The organism is Gordonia sp. (in: high G+C Gram-positive bacteria) (assembly GCF_020438995.1).
GTDB lineage: Bacteria > Actinomycetota > Actinomycetes > Mycobacteriales > Mycobacteriaceae > Gordonia.
Genome location: NZ_JAGQTN010000119.1, coordinates 1 through 17,495, shown reverse-complemented (window position 1 = coordinate 17,495; position 17,495 = coordinate 1). Strand labels below are relative to the sequence as shown.

21 protein-coding genes and 1 pseudogene are annotated in these 17,495 nt (G+C 66.1%); all 22 read right to left on the bottom strand.

The features are described from left to right. A pseudogene (locus KDB67_RS09295) lies at window positions 1–592 on the bottom strand (hypothetical protein); the annotation flags it as partial. Window positions 593–602: 10 nt separating this feature from the next. Then, window positions 603–1,667 (bottom strand): hypothetical protein, encoded by a 1,065-nt coding sequence (locus KDB67_RS09290; RefSeq protein WP_291015133.1) that lies wholly within the window; start codon window positions 1,665–1,667, stop codon window positions 603–605. Continuing rightward, a complete protein-coding gene (locus tag KDB67_RS09285) occupies window positions 1,664–2,038 on the bottom strand; it encodes a hypothetical protein (RefSeq protein WP_291015130.1) in 375 nt (124 codons plus the stop codon). The genes KDB67_RS09290 and KDB67_RS09285 overlap by 4 nt, the downstream gene beginning before the upstream one ends. 1 nt (window position 2,039) lies before the next feature. Beyond that, window positions 2,040–2,321: a hypothetical protein gene (locus tag KDB67_RS09280; RefSeq protein WP_291015127.1), complete on the bottom strand. Its 282-nt coding sequence runs from the start codon at window positions 2,319–2,321 to the stop codon at window positions 2,040–2,042. Further along, window positions 2,318–2,563: a hypothetical protein gene (locus KDB67_RS09275; RefSeq protein WP_291015124.1), complete on the bottom strand. Its 246-nt coding sequence runs from the start codon at window positions 2,561–2,563 to the stop codon at window positions 2,318–2,320. The genes KDB67_RS09280 and KDB67_RS09275 overlap by 4 nt, the downstream gene beginning before the upstream one ends. Next, complete coding sequence (locus tag KDB67_RS09270; RefSeq protein ID WP_291015122.1) at window positions 2,560–3,258, bottom strand: N-acetylmuramoyl-L-alanine amidase; 699 nt, start codon at window positions 3,256–3,258, stop codon at window positions 2,560–2,562. Before KDB67_RS09270 ends, KDB67_RS09275 begins: the two co-directional genes overlap by 4 nt. Then, entirely contained in the window at window positions 3,251–3,625 is a 375-nt protein-coding gene (locus KDB67_RS09265) for a DUF2744 domain-containing protein (RefSeq protein WP_291015120.1), read from the bottom strand. Before KDB67_RS09265 ends, KDB67_RS09270 begins: the two co-directional genes overlap by 8 nt. Before the next feature lie 10 nt (window positions 3,626–3,635). Beyond that, window positions 3,636–5,258, bottom strand: coding sequence for a hypothetical protein (locus tag KDB67_RS09260; protein WP_291015118.1), 1,623 nt, complete (start codon window positions 5,256–5,258; stop codon window positions 3,636–3,638). Between the two features lie 9 nt (window positions 5,259–5,267). Next, entirely contained in the window at window positions 5,268–6,113 is an 846-nt protein-coding gene (locus KDB67_RS09255; RefSeq protein ID WP_291015116.1) for a hypothetical protein, read from the bottom strand. After that, a complete protein-coding gene (locus tag KDB67_RS09250) occupies window positions 6,110–11,398 on the bottom strand; it encodes a phage tail tape measure protein (protein ID WP_291015114.1) in 5,289 nt (1,762 codons plus the stop codon). The genes KDB67_RS09255 and KDB67_RS09250 overlap by 4 nt, the downstream gene beginning before the upstream one ends. A 24-nt stretch (window positions 11,399–11,422) precedes the next feature. Further along, the gene (locus KDB67_RS09245) at window positions 11,423–11,908 is read right to left on the bottom strand and encodes a hypothetical protein (RefSeq protein WP_291015111.1); all 486 of its coding nucleotides are present in this window, start codon (window positions 11,906–11,908) and stop codon (window positions 11,423–11,425) included. After that, a complete protein-coding gene (locus tag KDB67_RS09240; RefSeq protein WP_291015109.1) occupies window positions 11,884–12,303 on the bottom strand; it encodes a hypothetical protein in 420 nt (139 codons plus the stop codon). The genes KDB67_RS09245 and KDB67_RS09240 overlap by 25 nt, the downstream gene beginning before the upstream one ends. Then, a complete protein-coding gene (locus KDB67_RS09235) occupies window positions 12,303–13,163 on the bottom strand; it encodes a hypothetical protein (protein ID WP_291015106.1) in 861 nt (286 codons plus the stop codon). Before KDB67_RS09235 ends, KDB67_RS09240 begins: the two co-directional genes overlap by 1 nt. Before the next feature lie 140 nt (window positions 13,164–13,303). Continuing rightward, entirely contained in the window at window positions 13,304–13,771 is a 468-nt protein-coding gene (locus tag KDB67_RS09230; protein WP_291015104.1) for a hypothetical protein, read from the bottom strand. Beyond that, window positions 13,771–14,085 (bottom strand): HK97 gp10 family phage protein, encoded by a 315-nt coding sequence (locus KDB67_RS09225; RefSeq protein ID WP_291015102.1) that lies wholly within the window; start codon window positions 14,083–14,085, stop codon window positions 13,771–13,773. The genes KDB67_RS09230 and KDB67_RS09225 overlap by 1 nt, the downstream gene beginning before the upstream one ends. 12 nt (window positions 14,086–14,097) lie before the next feature. After that, entirely contained in the window at window positions 14,098–14,367 is a 270-nt protein-coding gene (locus tag KDB67_RS09220; protein ID WP_291015100.1) for a hypothetical protein, read from the bottom strand. A gap of 14 nt (window positions 14,368–14,381) precedes the next feature. Further along, window positions 14,382–14,774: a hypothetical protein gene (locus tag KDB67_RS09215; RefSeq protein WP_291015097.1), complete on the bottom strand. Its 393-nt coding sequence runs from the start codon at window positions 14,772–14,774 to the stop codon at window positions 14,382–14,384. Window position 14,775: 1 nt separating this feature from the next. Next, window positions 14,776–15,192 carry a hypothetical protein gene (locus tag KDB67_RS09210; protein WP_291015094.1) on the bottom strand — a complete coding sequence of 139 codons (417 nt, stop codon included), beginning with the start codon at window positions 15,190–15,192 and terminating at the stop codon, window positions 14,776–14,778. Then, complete coding sequence (locus KDB67_RS09205; RefSeq protein ID WP_291015092.1) at window positions 15,189–15,431, bottom strand: hypothetical protein; 243 nt, start codon at window positions 15,429–15,431, stop codon at window positions 15,189–15,191. Before KDB67_RS09205 ends, KDB67_RS09210 begins: the two co-directional genes overlap by 4 nt. After that, the gene (locus KDB67_RS09200; protein ID WP_291015090.1) at window positions 15,428–16,384 is read right to left on the bottom strand and encodes a major capsid protein; all 957 of its coding nucleotides are present in this window, start codon (window positions 16,382–16,384) and stop codon (window positions 15,428–15,430) included. Before KDB67_RS09200 ends, KDB67_RS09205 begins: the two co-directional genes overlap by 4 nt. 50 nt (window positions 16,385–16,434) lie before the next feature. After that, window positions 16,435–17,103: a hypothetical protein gene (locus KDB67_RS09195; protein ID WP_291015088.1), complete on the bottom strand. Its 669-nt coding sequence runs from the start codon at window positions 17,101–17,103 to the stop codon at window positions 16,435–16,437. A gap of 205 nt (window positions 17,104–17,308) precedes the next feature. After that, window positions 17,309–17,495: hypothetical protein (locus tag KDB67_RS09190; protein WP_291015086.1), on the bottom strand; the 187-nt coding region annotated here is incomplete at its 5' end.

Below are 17,495 nucleotides of genomic sequence, written 5' to 3'. Positions count from 1 at the left end.
GCAGCAGCGTGGCCGGGATGTTGACGTGCACCTCACCACCACCACCGCCACCGCCGCCGGGGCCACCGTTGAACGCCGACGCGGTCCCACCGGCACCGCCGGCACCGCCGCCGATCAGGATCACATCCACCGACAGGACCCCCGCCGACGGAGTGTAGGTGTTGTTGGAAGTGAACACGAGCGCATTGCCCTGCAAGATCAGCTGGTTGAACGCTTCGCGCAGCTCGGTGATGGACTGCGAATGATCGTTGACCGTGGCCTGCTGAGCGGCCAGGTCCACCTGGACCACCGTCAGCATCCCCATCAGCGGATCGAACGCGGCACCGATCGCCGAGAGCATGTTCGGTTTCGTCGTCAACCCACCAGGCCCGGCCAGCAGGTTCGCCACATTCGTATCGATCGGCAGACCACCGGTCACCGACGGCACCCGCGAGGTGTCGAGCCGATCGTAGGATGTGTTGTCGTCGAACCGTTCCTGCGTTTGCCGTGACGGCAACACGAACGGCACCGTCAACGGCAACCCGCCACCGGTCAGGTCACGGTCGGGCGGATCGTCGTACCAGTCCTGCACCGGCTGCAACGATGACGTCATCGCGCAGGCCTCAGGCGTTCGCCGGGATCAACGACACCGACAGCTGCGCATCCACTGCGGCCACCGACCACGACCCCGCCCCGTCGACGACCACCGCCGTCGCGTACAGCAACGCCGAGGCCTCGGCCGCGGTGCGGCCGGTCGCACCATCAGGGGTCGCCGTCAGGTTCGTCTTCCCCGACTCCTGCGAGGAGTAGTGCGGCACGATGATGCACGGCCCGGACTCGACCGCCATGCCCTTGCCGACGATCTGCCCCGACGACGCGTCACCGAGTCGCACCACGATCGCCACCCGCGTCGTCGCATCACCGGCACGCGAGACCCGCACATGCCCATGCACATCGACGTGATAGGCGTACGCCAGCGACGGCAGACTCATGACGCACATCGTGTGCGACCCGTTCGTCCCCGTGTACGCGGTGAAGGCACCTTCGGGCTGGGTGTAGCGCAGCACCCGCGGGAAGGACCCCAGCTCCAGCAACGACCGCGGCTCGTACTTCGCGGCCGCATCCGACCACACCGGCACATCACCGGTGTCCCTGGTCTGGGTGTCGTCGTAGAGCTGCCACGGCCCCGACGGACCTTGCGGGCCCGGTACGGCGGGCACCTGGAAATGCAGGTGCGGAGCTTCGGCGGTCCCGGACACCACCACCGCGAACGGATCACCGGCGGCGACGAGCTCACCGTCGACGGTGATGTCAGGGACCGGACCAGGCAGACCCGGCCCGAACGCATCGACGAAGTACCGCCACTGGGTGCCGGTCCAGTACGCAATGTCGGCGGTGCCGGTGCCGTCATTGATCACGTACGCCTTACCGACATCGGTCGGTGTGTTGGTCAGCGTCGGCAACTCCGAAGCCGAATCCAGCGACGGGAACTGCCACTTGAACGGCGCCGCCGGCGCACCGGCCGCACCCGGATCACCACGCAACACCGGGATGCCGAGCGATGCGTCATCACCGACCACCGACAGCTGCGCATGCTGCAGCGGAGGCTCACCCGGTGGGGTGGCCAACCCGAACACCTTCGCCTTGAGCAGCACATCCCCGAGATAGGTCCCCAGATTGTTCGTCACGCCAACTCCTCCGGATGGTATTTGCTGATCACGGTGTCGACTCGGTGCTCAAGATCGCGCACAGCCTTATTGACCCGGGCATCCCCGTCACGCCGAAACGTGCGGTCCTCACGGACCTCGGTCCCGATGCGCGCGGTGCGCTCATCGATGGCACGCACCTCCGCGCGCAGCTCGGCCACCTCAGCACGCAACGCCCGCAGCTCGGACAGGACGTCGTCGACATCATCACGCAGCGGCCGCGGGTGGTCGTTGACCGTCGAGTCACGCACCGCCGCCGCCGACCGTGCGTTGCGGATCGTCATCACCAGCGTCGGGGTGGTCAGCATGATGATCGCCGACAACCACACCAGCGGATGCGTGCCCGCAGGCATGTCAGGCACGATGCCGCCCCACGTACGCCTCCAGCTCGTCGATCTGCCGGGCCGTCACCCCGTTCGGGGTGAGCTTGACCCCGACCACCCCGAGCAGCTGCACGAGCGCGGCCACCACTGCGATGACCATCGGGTCCACATCCACACCGAACGACACCAGCAGCCACACCGCATTCACACCCAGCGTCACCGCCGAGGTCACGGTGTTCGCTGATGTGCGCCACCACGGCTGCGCTGCCAGCTGGGCACGCAGCACGTCGACGAGCACCTCGTCAGCGCTCATAGGTCCGGACCCTGAGCACTGCGAGCATCGATCACGGCCTGCCGGACGAAACAGTCCTTGGCCTCCAACAACTTCCGCAACCCGGCCGTCAGCTCCGGACCGGCCATGGATCGGTTGACCATCGTCAGCGCCACGGACCTGCACTGTTCGGACACCATGCGCAGGTGCGGAGGCAGATGGTCGCACTCGAACAGCGACAGCAGGTGCAGCACGTCGTCGCGAGGTCGGTCAGCGATGTTCATTTGCCCATTCCCTTGATCAGCGTGTCGAGCTTGGCGTGTACCTCGGCCAGCGAGTCGACGATCGTGCGGCCACCGAGCTGCGGCCACCCCTTGCCGTTCGGGCCGCGCAGCTGATCCCAGATCTCTTGCAGCAGATTCGGAGTCGACACGGTCGGGGTTCCTCTCGTCATGGAGTCGTAGTGGTCCTGGGCGACCTGCATCCACCGTGCGTGGTACTTGCCCGGCCGGCCCTCGTGGTCGGCGGCCAGATGCCACGGGCAGCCGGTGCCGTAGAAGTTCTTGTGATCGCGGATGTTCTTGCCGTACTCGGGGCGACCGAGCTCGTAGAACACGCACAGCGCCGCGGCCCACTTCGCACCGGCCACGATCGTCGCGTCAGCGATCGGCCAATCCTGCTCGGCACCACCACAGTTCGAGTGCTCAATCGCGATGGCCGAAGCGTTCGCCGCGACGTCACCGTTGGCCCACGCGGTATCGGCGTCGTACACCAGCTGCCCCACCCGGCCGGACACCTCGATCTGATAGTGCGCCGACGCCTCACGCCTCTGCCACGTCTGCCACGTCTGATCGGTCGTCGAGATCCCGGCGTTGTGATGGCGAGTGACGAACCGGATCTTGCTTGCACCACGACCTTTCGTGAAATGCTTGGTCATCAACCGCGTGTAATCGGCGGTCACGGTCGCATAGTCAGGCATCGTCGTCTCCTTCGTCATCGTCGAACGCGGCGAGCTGGGCGCGCAGCACCTGCCGCTCAGCCGGTGTCATCGCCGCCGGATCAGGTGTGGCCAGCTCCGGCGGGTCCGGGGTGTCGGCGGGCACCCACAAACCGGTGTTGCCCCAACCGGATTGGCCACGCGGGGACGGCCAGTACTTGATCTGGCGCGGTGCGGTCTTCCGCAGCCCGCACGCCTCGGCGTGGCAGCCGAGCCGATCACGCTGGGCGTCGTCGAGATACAACGCGTTGCCGCCGTCCAGGATCGGCATGTCCCGGAAGAACTCGGCAAACCGGTGCGGACCTTGCAGATCCGCCGCCGACGGCCCCCGCCACACCTCACCGGACACAGCCCACACCTCACTTCTCGAGGAACAGTTTCTTGGCGATCTCACGCAGATCGTTGGCGTGCCGCCACAACTGGGCGATCGGGTCCTCGTCCTCGTCGTCATCGCCGACCACCAAAGTGCGTCGCAGACCGGCGGTTTCCTCATCACGACGCCACTTGATGTTCGTTATCTGATCGATATACAGAGACCCGTCGGGCATCTCGAAACAGCACATCGTGCCCTTGCGGATGTGCTTGCCCACCAAATACGGGAACCCGTCAATGATCTCGGCGTGCCGCACGATCCGCGGCCGCGAGTCATACCAACCCTTCCGGAGTGCGAGCGCCGTGCTGATGCCGAAACCCGTTGAGCCCTCGGCGCACCACACATGCTTGAGCGCGAACCTCCCGGCGCGCCGGGCCCGCGCGGTGTCTTCGACCTTCGCGAACGCCAGCACCACATTGTCGAGCTGCCCCTGATACAAGTGCGCCAACCCCGGGATGGCCATCAGCCACCCTATGTAGCTCAGCGCCGTCGTGATCGCCAAGGTGATGCCCTGATTGACCCACTCCGGGGAACGGCCACCGGTCCAGAAGATCGTCCCGGTCGACTTCTTCTTCGCCACCCTCGTGCCCACCAGACCCGAGTACTGACCCAGCCGGTACACCGGCCACGGCTGCGCCGGCGGCAACCCCACCTGATTGCCGAGCGCATGCTGAGACGGCAACGCCGGCATCACGTTCGGGTCCAGCACCGGGTGAGTCACCTGAGTTACCAGGTTCGTCCCGAGGGACACGACGAGCTGGATCAGCCCGCCGAGCAATGTGCCGACCAGCCCGGGTGTGCGTGGGTGGTGCTCGATGTCGATGATCACGCAGTTACGCGAGAGCCTCATGTACTGAGGGAACGGTTGCCGGTCACCGACCAGCCACGGCCGGGCGATCGGAATGCACTCGGCGTCCTTGAGTCCCTGAGTCATCGCCGGCAACGCCATGTCGAAGCGCCACGAGGTGATCGTCGGTTTGGTGAACGTGCCCAGCAGCCCGGTCGGGGCGACCACCAGCGGCCAGCGTGAAGGATCAATCGAGTCGGCGATCCCCTCCGGGGTCACCGAATCGGGCACCCGCCACAGCGGCGAGTAGGTCTGCAGCAGGTTGAGCCAGAAACTCAGCAGGTACACCGTGCGGGTGTCGCCGGGGATCGCGAACAGCTTCGGCAGCTGCAACGCCGCCGGCAGCAACGGCATCGCCATCAGGATCTGCGACTCCCAATACGCCAAGAACGAGACGAACGTGACCTCCACCCACTCGGTGCCGTCCTCGTCGGTCACCAAGTCGACGCTGAGCGCCTTGTACCCGACACGGTCGTCGTACCCGTGCACCTCCACCGTCATATTCAGATCAGCGTCGGCGGGAACCCAGTCGTAGGCGAAGTACCCCTCAGGGGAGCGGTAGGGCACCTGGCACGTGGCACCACCGACCGCATAGACCGGGTCCTCACCCTCGGAGAAGATGTCCGAACGGACCTCGATGTTGATGTTCATGTCGCCGTCCCACCACCGAATCAGCGCCGACTCGAAATGCTCACGCCGAGTCTGGTGCTGCACCGCCTTGAGCTGGTGGTACACCGCATCCGGATCGATCGGCCCCGACATCTCAGCCCCTCAGCCCCACGGGTGTGAGAACCGTTGCTCCAGCCGCAGCTGGCACCACGCCGACGACGACCCGGCGACCTTCACCCCGAACACGTACTCGCCCTCACCCTCAATCCACCGGGTGAACCCACGCTGGAGTAGCTCCCACTTGTTCGGGTTGGCCGTGGACTGCAACTGGAAGGCCAGCGGATGCGAGTCGGCCACCCACTCCTCACCGGCAGCCATGCGCGGCAACGGATTCCACAACCCGCCCGGCGACTGCTGCAACACCCAATCCCCGGCCCCACCCACCCACTTCGGATACGACCGACGATCTCCGCGGTTGGCGATCCGCAGGTTCCCGTATCCGGTGCCGGCGGTGTTACGCCACGTCGCCGTCAGGTCGCGGCTACGCCAGTCCGGATCGTAGGCATCGAACTGCAAGTTCCAGATGTGCGAGCGGGACAACGTCGGATCGACGCCGAACACATCGTCAGGATTCTCCCGCAGCCGCACACCGATCCACCGCGGACCCCACGGCAACGTCGCCACCACCAACGGTGAATCATGGGTCGGCGACAACAGCCGCCGCAACCTCCGGTTCCACCACTGCCAGGCGATCGAATCGGCGCCCTGCACGATCACCGGCAGATCGATGGCCCGCTTGGCCACGCGCACAGTCACCGGGATCGCACCCGGCAACGTCGCCGCCCGGATCTCCACCTGCGTCACCGGCGCATCAAAGATCCCGCCGAGCCCTTCGAGCAGCTGCGCGCCGTGGGTGTTCTGCCGCGGCCCCGACAACTCGACGAAGTCACCGGACCCACGCCAGTCGTAGATCCGCAACAGCGTGTCGTCGACCAGGCGCACCGTCACCGCCGACGCACACCCTTACGCCCGATCCGCGCGATACCGGCGCCCTGGGTGACGATGTTGTCGTGCCGGCGCGCACCGCGGAAGAAGTCACCGGCCTGCTCAGCCGGACCGCTGTACTCATACCGCGAGCCCTCATGGTTGTGGACCTCGGTCCGCGGCTCGGCGAGGACCTGCGACAGACCGGCCTGCCCGCCCTGAGCACGCGCGGCGATCCCACCGTCGGCATGCATCTGCACCAGCTGCAACCCGCGCCGGCGGGCCCACTCGGCGCCGATCGCCACATGCTGCGGATCATCGGTGTCCGGGATGAAAAACTCATCAGCGACCGCACGATCACCGATCACCCGCCACGCATCGGCCGCCACCACCGCAGCCTTGGTCGCCGGCATCGGGTCCAAACCGCCGGCCTTGGCACGCTGGGACCACACACCACCGTCGGCATAACCGAGGGTCGTCGGCCACACATTCTGCGGACCACCCCACCGCTTGGCCGTCCAGTTCAGCGCGGCCACACCATTGGCGAGCACGTTGAACACATCATCAGGGAGCTTGTCGTCCCGCATCGACGCGAACGTCGGCGGCTTGACCTGCCACACCCCCGACGGCGTGCCGTCGGCCGACACCGGCCCGAGCGCCTTCGGATCACCCTTGGACTCGATATCACCCTGCGCGCGCATGATCTCGTTGTAGGAGGCCTGCATCCCGGTGATCTGCAATGCCGCCGCGATCTGCTTGTCCCACTGCACCGTTCCCAACGCCGCGTTGTACGGGGCAGCGTTCACCATCTGGTACGGGTCGGTCTCGTCCTTGGGATGCACACGCCCGGAATAGGTTCCATCATTGGTGGAAGTGCCCGCAGTATTGGCGGTGTCGGTGCCCGAGGTGCCCGTCGAATCGGTTTCCTTGATCCGCCGCTGCTCAGCCTGATATGCGAACTTCTTATCCAGCTCGTCGCGGTCACGTTGCTGCTTGAGATCCAGGAGCTTCTGCGCACGCACGTCTTTGTCCTTGTTCGCCGCCCGGATCGCGGCCTGCTCACGCTCGTAGGCCTGCTTACGGTCCAGCTTCTCCCGCTCATATTTGGTCTTGAGATCGAGCAACGCCTTATCGTCGGCGTCCTTCTCGGCCTGCGACCGCTTGGTCGACGACTTCTTACCGTCGCCCTCATCGTCGGTGGCCGTCGGTGCCTGCGCCTGCTCACGCCGGTACCGGTCGGTGTTCTGCGCGATCGTCACCGCCCGCCCGATCGTCGTCGAATCCGGATCGGCCAGCGCCGAATCCTCCAACCCGAACGTCTCCAGCAACCCCCGCACACCGATCCGCGCCGCCTCAGCGGCCACATCCTCCAACTTCGGCGCGGTCGGCGCCTCAATGGTCTGCTTCTGCTCGGCCTTGTCGCCGCCGCGGGCGAGCTCCTGATCCTTCTTGTTCTGAGCCGCATCCGGAATGAACGGGGACCGATCATCGGCCGGCTTGTCCTCCGGTGTCGGCGCCGGATTGATCAAATTGATCGGCAGGTGATACCGGTTGGTGAACTGCGGATCGAACGCACCCGCAGCGCCGCGGCCCCACCGCACCTGCGAGGGCTGCGAATTACCACCGGACTCGGTATTGACCGGCCCGTCGGCGGTCATCACCGTGGCCGCCATATGCTCACGCGAAGTCCCGACCGCGATCAGATCCGACGCCGACGCCCCCGCCTGCAACCCCGCCGTCTGACCATCAAGCAACGAATACGTCGTGAACAACCGTTGCAGCGGTTCCCCCTTGGCGGCCTGCACAATCCACGACACCCACATCGAACAATCGCGCGCACCGGAGATATAAGGCAGGCCGTCGTTGGCCTTACCGACCTGCTCAGCCGACACCGCGCCACCCAGTGAATGCCCGGCCGGGCTGCGCAGCTGCTGACGCAGCGCCAGTATCGCCGCATGCCCACCGGCCGCGGCCACCTTCGCAGGGTCGGCATACAACTCACCATTGGACAGGCGCACCGCCGTCAACGGACCACCGGCCACCGGCACCGACGCCGACGAGGTGGCCAGCGCCGCCAACGCCCGATTCAGCCCATCGGGACCACCGGCCGCGGCGGTCTCGGCCGCGGTGAACACATGCCCACCCACCGGCACCATCGCCGCAATCGAATCCGAGGTCCCCGAACCCGGCCCCCGGATCGCACCATCGGTCCCGACACCACCACCGTCGGCATACCCCCGCACCTGCCCACCACCGGCATACTGCGTGCTGGCGTAATGCTGACCGACCGCGGTACCGTTCGTCGAGAACGGATTCTGATACGCCACATACTCCACCGTGACCGTCTGCCGCTTGGCCGGCGGCTGCCACTGATCGACCTGAGCCTTCGCATCCAGCCACTCCTGCAACTTCGCACCGATCTTCGGATCAGTGCGCAGCGTGTCCAGACGCGCGATGTCGAGCAAGGTCAAATCCTTGCCCTTGGTCCACTTGTCGAAGCTGCCACGCACCGTCGGATCAGTGATCGTCTTCCCGAGCGCCGCCAGATCCTTATCGACCTTGTACTTACCGGCCTCGAACACCGTCGTATCCGCGTCGATCGTCGGGTTCGCCCGCAGAATATCCGTCGCCGCAATCGACTCGGCGATCCTGGTCAGCTTCGCACCCGCCGACGCGGTATCAGCGGTCACCCGGAACTTACCGTTGGGCAACTCCTGAATGGAGAACCCGAGCTTGTCGATCAGGGTCTCGGCGCCGGCGATCTGATCAGCATCGAGCTCCACCGACTGCCCCTTCGGCAACGCGCCGAGCTGTTCGCGCAGATCGATCACATTGTCGGCGACCTTCCCGGTCACCTCCGCCTGCTCCTGCGCGAGCCGGTTCGCCTGCGCGGTGTCGCCGATGTAGCCGCCCATCTTCGACGACAGATCCAGATACGCCCGCGACGTCTCATCAAGCGTCTCGGTCAACGCCTCGTAGTACGAACGTTCCTGCTCGCGGCCTTGACCGTCGGTGTAGGTGTACTTGGTGGCCTTGAGTTTGTCCTGCTGCGCCTTCGCCCCATACAGGCCCTGTGCGATCTCCACATCGGACATGCCCGTCTTCTCGGCCACACCCGTGGCCCACTGGTTGCCCTTCAGCTGATCGGCAAGCGCACGATCCTTGCCCGCGTTGAACCGCTCAATCGCCCTCTTGTCACCCGAAGCCGCATTCACCAACGTCTTCTTGTCGAACCCCAGCTCGTACCCGTCGGTCAGGATTCCCTTGTCCTGCAACGTCTTGGCCATCTGCGCCTTACCGGCATTGTTGAGCGCACCGGTCTGCAGATTGATCGACTGGGTCAGCGAGTCCACCATCTGCTTATGCTCGGCCTCAGCCGCCTTGGCCTTCTGCTGATGCTGGGCAAACAGCGACAACCCGGCCACCGCACCGGCGATCGCCACCCCCCACGGACCGCCGAGGGCACCCATCAGACCGGACGCCCCGACCCGCATCGTGGTCATCCCGGCCGACACCGTGCCCGCCGTCGACGACACCACCGACCCGAACCGCGACATCGACGTCTGAGCATTCGTGAACGACCGCCCGATCGCGGCGAGGGACCCCGACCGCTCACCCATCGCCCGGAACGTCCCCGACAACCGGGAGATCGGGGTACCCGCAGCCTCCGCGCCACGCCGGATATCACCGACCTGCGTCGTGAACCCACGCATCGCCGACACACTGCCCAACGTCGATGTCCGGTATCCCGCCATGACTCGCTGCAGCGGTGACAGGGTCTGACCGGCAGACCGCGCCAGCGCCGCCTGAGTCCGCATGCTCCCGTTGAAGTCCCGCAGCGCCAACGTGGCACGCTGCCACCGGGATGCCTCGTTGATGTTGGTCACCCGCGACAGTGAGGCACTCATTTTGTTGCGGGCGATCGCGAGGGCACCCATTGCCAGGGCAGCGGTCTGGATCGGGCCTGGCAGCGCGTTGAACGCACTCACGACCCCGCCGACGACGCCGAGCACGGGCTGCAGGCCGGCGATCGCCACACCCGCCCCGACCTTCGCGCCTTCACCGAAGGTGGACACCGCCCCGCCTGCGGCCACCAGATCCTTACCGGTCTCAGCGACGGATCGACCGATCTTGCCTACTTGATCGGCCAGCGGCCGCAACGCGTTCCCGGCGGCGGTGATGTCATCGGAGGACAGCCACTCGGAGAACGCACCGATCTTGTCCGCACCGAACGAGGCGATCTCGGTCATCGGCCCACGCAGCAGGTCATAGATCGCCAGCTCCGCGGACTCCACCGAGTTCTGGATACGCTCCATCGCCCCCGGCAGACCCTCATTGAAGGCAGCCGCCAGCCGCTGCGCCGACCCCGCTTCGCCGACCGCCTTCGTCATGTCCTTGAACGCGCCCGCGCTGGAGTTGGCGGCGATCATCGACAGGCGCATCGCATCAGAGCCGAACAGGGTGGAGGTGGCCTGGTTGTACTGCTCCTCGGTCAGCTCCCCGGAGGCCTTCTTGAGCTGGGCCATGATCGGACCGAACCCAGCGAACTTGCCCTTCGCGTTATAGACGGAGATCCCGAGTTCCTCCATCGCCGCCGACGCCGGCTCACCGGTGTCCTGCAGAGCGAGCAGCGCAGACTTGAGCAGCGTGCCCGCGTCCGAGCCCTTGATCCCGTTCGACGCCAGCACCGCCAACGCGCCGGCGGTCTCGTCGATCGTCATGTTGAACCCGGACGCCACCGCCCCCGCTTGCGCGAGACCCTGTGCGATGTCCTCGATCTCGGCACTGGACTTGTTGGCCGCGTTCGCCAGGACATCGGCGACATGCCCGGCGTCGGTGGCCTTGAGGTTGAAGGTGTTGATCGAATCGGCCTGGATCTCCGCAGCCCGCCCAGCGTCGATCTGCGCCGCCGCCGCCAGCGCCAGCGACCCCTTCGCCGCATCCATCGAATCCTTGAGCGACAACCCACCCTTGGACAGCTCCAGCATCGCCGAGGCGGCTTTGCTCGTCGACGTCGCCGGCAACGTCATATCGTTACCGAGCTGCTTGGCCTTATCGGAGATGGCCGCCATCTCCTGCGCGGTCGCCCCCGAGGTGCCCTTGATCTGATTCAGCACCGTATCCAGGTCGGTACCCACCCCGACGATGTGCGAGATCGCATCGGAGACACCACCACCGAGGAACGCCAACCCCATCACCCCGGCCGCGGTCTTGACCGCATCGGTGGCCGCAGACAACGCATTGTCGATGCCCTCGGCCACACCCTCATCGTTGATCGCGACATCGATCTCGATCCGGCCACCGGCCATATCAGATTCACCTCCTCGGATTCGTTAGACGACGACCAGATCAGACCGGTCAAGATGGAGCAGCGACAGCAACGCCCGCGGGTCCATCTGACCCGCCGGTGTCTCGACCGCACCCTCATGGCGCGCCATCAGCTCCTCGTACTGCACCATCAACCGGGCGTGCACCGCCGCGGGCCGGCGCGCCACCGGCCGGATGATCGGCACCGGCGGCGCCGCCCGCCCGGCCAACTCACGCTGCGCGCGTCTGGCTTCGGCCGGTGACGTCGTCGACCGCACGTGCTCGCACTCGACCTGGTAATTGATCAGGTCCACCAGGCGTGCGGTGTTCTCGTCGGTGTCCGACCACGCCGAGTCGAGCTCGTCGACCAGGATCGCCAGATCCTGCCACGGCAACGAGACCAGCAATTCCCGCAGATCTGCGCCGTACTGCCGACGGAACCGGCCAATCAGCGCGCCCCAACCATCCCGGACAGCGTCCAGGCAGGTCAGAGCGCCAACACGTTTCCCCACTTGTCCGTCAACCCGGCCCGATTGTTCAGGTACGCGAAGATACGGCGGGCCTCCGGGATCGACCGCTTACCGATCTCATCGAGCAACGGATCGATCATGTCGTGATCATCGGCGGCGATGATGATCCGCAGAATCTTCCGATTCCCTGTCCGGATCTGCTCGTCCGTCCACGACGAGGTGTCCTCACGCTGCAGGTCCGACCACTCCCAGATCACCGCCGCCGGATAATACCGGTTGATCGCGAACTCGACACCGGCGAACACCGCCGGCAACGGCGCCAACCCCGGCTCACCGACCTCCAGCGCGTCGAGCAGATCGACCCGTTCCACGGCAGAAGCCGCCGCCGAACCCGTCACGGATTCGGCGGCGGCTGCCTTACTGCTGGTCTTGGGCATCAGGCCGCGACCACCGACACCGCCGGCGAGCTACCACCGGTCAGACCGGCACCACTGCCCGACAGCGTCCCACCATTGGCCAGGGTGACCGCGTACGGGCCACCGGCCGAACCGGTCACCGTCGCCGTGGTCACCGTCGAAAGCGCCTCCAGCGCGGCCTTGACCGCCGCGGCCGCCGCGTTGTGCGCGATCACCGCAGTCATCTGACCGTTCACGGTCAGCGTGAAGTCACCGCCGGTCGGGGTGCCGGTGATCGTGACCGTCCAGGCGGTCGGGGTGATGGCCAGCGGATTGATGTTCGTGATCGGCACCAGCGGCGCCAGGGACACGATCTCCAGATCCCAGCCGTCCAGACTCGTGCCGTCGATCTTCTGCGGCGGCGGCGTGGCCAGCGTCGCCTTCGGCGTGTAGAACCCCATCCGGAACGCCGAAGCATTCGACGGCTCGGCCAGCAGACACAAGAACGCGAACTCGTCGCCGTCACCGAAGAGCCACTCGAAGATCCCCGACCCCGGAGCGGTCTCGGTGATCGACCCACCGGAGAGCACCGTCAGCACCGACGCCTTCGAGTAGTCGACCGCCCGGAACTTGGTGGTCTGCTCCAGCGGACCCCGGCTCACCGCGTACGCCGCCTGCCGGTAGTTGAAGATCCGGTGCTTGGTCGTCTCCTGATCCGGAGTGCGTTCGAATCCGGCCTGGATACCGCCGAACGGATCCCAGTTCACCTCATTCGGTGCGGTACCCGAGATCAGCGGCAGCGCTCCGAACGCACCGGCCGGCAGCGCGGTGCCGGCCGGTGCGCGGAACGCATCACCGTCCTGCCACACATACGCCTTCGAATTGTCAGGTGTGGTGCTCACAAGAACCTCTCCCATCTTGGTCGCCCACACCATGTGGGCAAGAACAAACTTCTCGGTTGGGCCGGGCCCGGAGCGGGAGCCGCCCTCACCCCGGGCCCATCAGTCACCACCCCGGTCGGGCGGTGAAAACTACTGCGGCGCTACTGTTTCCCGATGTTCATCTGAACCTGGATCACCGCACGATAAATCGGATTATCGGGGCCCCGCTCAACATCGACGAGCGTGGTGGGACCCTCATCCCACACACCACGCCACCGCGCGCCACGAAACTCGAACGACGGGCCGCGGCCCATCATCCGGCGCATATCCAGAATCTGCCCGGCCGTAGCCGCGATATTCCACGCCAGCTCCTCCGGATCAATCACCAGACCCAGATTGTCCACCAGCAGTTCAGCTTTGGGCACCCACGCATTGAGCATCAACCGCACCGACGACACCTGCTCATTGAGCCGCCGGTTGATCGCAGCCGCGATCGTCACGCACGGCCGCACCAACGGATCAGGCAACTCGCGGGTGGTGATCACCGACGGATCAGCACCCACCAGCGCCACGAAATCAGGGTCAGCGCGCAGGATCTCACGAGCAGCACCCGGCGCGAACGGCAACATCAGCGCGGCGAGAACCCGGTATAGGCGCCATGGCGTGAGGCCGCATTCGTCAACGTCGCATGCGCCGGCGTCTTGGAGGTGCCGTACTCCTTGTAGAAGGCATCCGGATCGTTGTCGACGATCATCACGTCCGACCCGTCGACCTCCACACTCACACCATCGCGATAGGCACCGGTCAGGACCGGCGCCTCAGCACGCGCCTCGTCACCGATCTGATGGGCGATCTGAGCACGCTGCTCAGTAGAGGACTCGTACGCCTCACGCCGCGCCGACTGATAGTCAGCGCTGGCCCGAGCCGACAGCGACAACCCCACCGGACCAGGCCCCTACTTGCCGGCCGCAGCCTTGGACGAGGCAGGCCGCGCCTTCACCGCAGCAGGCTTGTCCTCGGCGACCGGATTGTCCTGCGCCGCAGGCCCATCATCGGCGGGCTTATCCTCGTCCACCTTGTCGGCGTCGACCTCGGCAGCGTCGGGTGTCGGCGCGGCGTGCTGCGCGGCCGCCACATGCTTCTTGTACGCAGACCCGTTGCGCGAGCCGACATGCTTTCTGCCGTCGGCGTCGGCCCATTCCACGAGCTCAGACTGCACAGCCACGATTGACCTTCTTCCTATTGTTCGATGATGTCCGTTGAGCGCCGAACATAAAGCGCCACATACCTGACCGGCGGCGACCAGAACCGGTGCCGATGCCGGTGCACCGGAATCCGCACCACCGACCACACCGCGCCGTCCGGCCCGATCACCTGATGGGCGGTGGTGATCCCCAACGCGGCCGCGGCCGGCTCCAAACACAGCAACGGCTGATCAACGACCACACCCCGCAACGGATGCGACCGCACACCAGCACCCAGCTCGGTCTGCATGTTCTCCGGGAACCGCTCCTGCAGAACGCCCCACACCGGCACCGCAGCAGGCGCCGGCCCCGGAATCCGGTTCCCCGTCGACAGATCCACGACCGTCGGACGAGGTGCCCGCACCTGCCACCGCTGAATGAACCGCATGTCAGCTCAGCGGCACGAAGAACATGCCGCCCCGACCATCAGCACCGGCGAGCGGGTCCGGCGGCATCAACGCCGCACGCTGAGAATCAGTCATCTCCACCAGCATCCGATTCGCCGCCGCCACCTGCGTGGTCCCCAGCTCCGGATACGACTCACCCGTCGACCGGAACCCGAGCTCCACATTCTCCAGCGCCGCAATCACCATGTCGCACGCGATGCCACGCACCCGCACCGCCGACAACGACCCCGCGGTCAACCGTGCATCCACCGCCGGCACCCGATGCCGGATCTCGGCCGCAGCCTGCACACACAACTCGTCGAGCTGGGCCCGCAACACCGACCCGGCATCAGGCACCTCACGCGCCAGGACCGTACACACATCCGACGCCGAGACCAGCGTGTGCACGGGACCGGTCATTCGACGACGGTCACCGTCTGCTCGCCGGTGTCGAGATTGCGCGTGACCTCCACCAGCAGGCCGTCGTCGGCACTACGACGCAGGAACGTCTCCACCCGATCGGCAGACTTCGCCGAGACCTTCGGCCGGCGCCGTGCCTTCGGCTTCCCCGCCGCAGACACGCTCACTTCCTCGGCCGGCTGCTCATCGACGGCGTCATCGATGTCAGCCGACTCGTCCAACCCGGGGTCCTCACTCATGCCGCCAGCACCCCACGCAGACGAGCCGCACCACGGCCACCGAACACACCTAGACCGACGTAGAACTCGATCCGGGTACGCAGTGCCGGCTTCTCCTGCAACTCGCCGAGGTCGTACACCTGCACACCGCCGTTGGTCAGGCCGGTGACGGCGTGATCGCCCTCGGAGCTGCCGAAACGCACCGCGTAGATCGACGAGGTCACCGACGAGGACCCGACGGTCTCGGTTTGCGGCAGCACCGCAGCACCAGCCGCCGTCGAACCCGGGTCCAGAACCGGGATGCCGTTGTACTGCACCACCCGCTTACCGGTCAGATCCTCACGCACCATCTCGGTGCCACCGATCCGACGACCCGCCGACTTGATCTTCGCGATCACCGCAGCGTTCGCGTACAGCGCGCCGTTGGACCCGTCCAGGCCCGGCACCGACGCGAGCAGCTCGTCGAGCTTGTCGAAGAACACGTGCGGATCAGACGACCCGTTACCGACGATCGGCAGACCGTTAGCCGCCGCGTCGAGCACCTGCGCGCCGGTCAGACGCTTCTTGAGCCCGTCGAACCCCTTCGTCTCGGTCGCCACGTCACCGTTGAAGAAGTGGTCGGAGAACTTGAACGAGAGCGCCTTCACCTTCAGCTTGGTCTGCTCGGCGCGCTGGTTGGCCAGGTTTGAGCGGGTTTGCTGAATGAACCGGTCGACGTCGGCGTCACCACCGAGGATGACCAGCCCCTCAGTCTTCTGGTTGAAGGTGCCCGTCGATTCGGTGTAACCCTCGTTCACCCCGCGGAAGGCCACCCCGGGCAGCGTCAGTTCCTCGTTGTAGGCGAACGCGTTGCCCTGGATCGTCATCAGCGGAATCCGGTCCAGAATCGGATTCTGCTGAACGAAGATCTCCTGCACAGCCTTCGACAGCTGATTGGTAGATATCACTGCCGACTGGGCCAGTGTGAGTGCCATAGCGCTCTGTCCTTTCTCTGGTTGCCCCGAGGGCTATGGCCACCGGGAAACTACTTGTTGCTGTTGCTCGTCGAGTACGTCGCTTCGAGACGTCCCATACCCGGCGATACCTCCGCCGAACCGCCGGCATCAGAGGCGCCCGCACCATCGGTGCGTTGACCGGACGACACCTGCTTGTCCAGATCAGCCTTGAGTGCCTTCGCGTCCGCCGCCATCTCCTCAGCGGTCGCACCGACGATCCGCTTGGCATACGCGATCGGCAGCCCCGCCGCGTCCGCCGCATCGTACTGGGCGTTCTTGAGCTGCGCCGCCGCGAGATCGGCAGCCTGCTGCTTGGCCGCCTCAGCCTGCCGCTGCTCCTCGGTCTTGCTCGCATCATCGATCGCCGCCAGCTTGGCCAGCGCCTCGTCTCGCTCGCGCCGAGCGGCCGCCAGATCCGTCAGTACAGCCTGCTCGGACTGCTCGGACTTGAAGTCATCGCCGCCGGCACCGTCGGCCGGTGGGGGTGTTGCGCCGCCAGCACCGTCGGCCGGTGGGGGTGTTGCGCCGCCGGCACCACCGGCACCACCGGTGATACCGCCACCACCACCGTGTCCTGCGGCATCACGCCGCGGGAACTTCCAGTACGCGCTCTTCGACGACCGGTGCGTCGCGAACTCGTCGAGCTCGTCCGGCACACACGCCCGAACAGCGTTGAGTGCCAGGGTCTTACGTGACATCTAAAGTTTCCTCCATCTCGGACACCGCATCCCACGGCTTAAGAAACACAAAAGGACCCCGCATCCCGCGAGGCCCTCAAACGCAGAAACCCCACACCCGAACCCGGGCATGGGGAAACCAACGAGCTCAGTATGCCTGTGGATAACCCGACTCGCAAACACCGGCACACGCCAGGCCGGGGACCGGAGCCCCCGGCCCCGCCGGTCAGGCGATATCCGCCCACGGCTCGGTCACCGGGTTCAGGTCACCGTCCCACTCGACGATCGCGCATTCGCCGGCGTCGGCGACCAGCGTCCCCTTCACCAACTCCCGGGTCTGTTCCTTGATCCGGATGTTGATGACCCGGCTGCCGGTGGCGATCTCGCGGAAGTTCCTCATTGTCTTGGCCTTT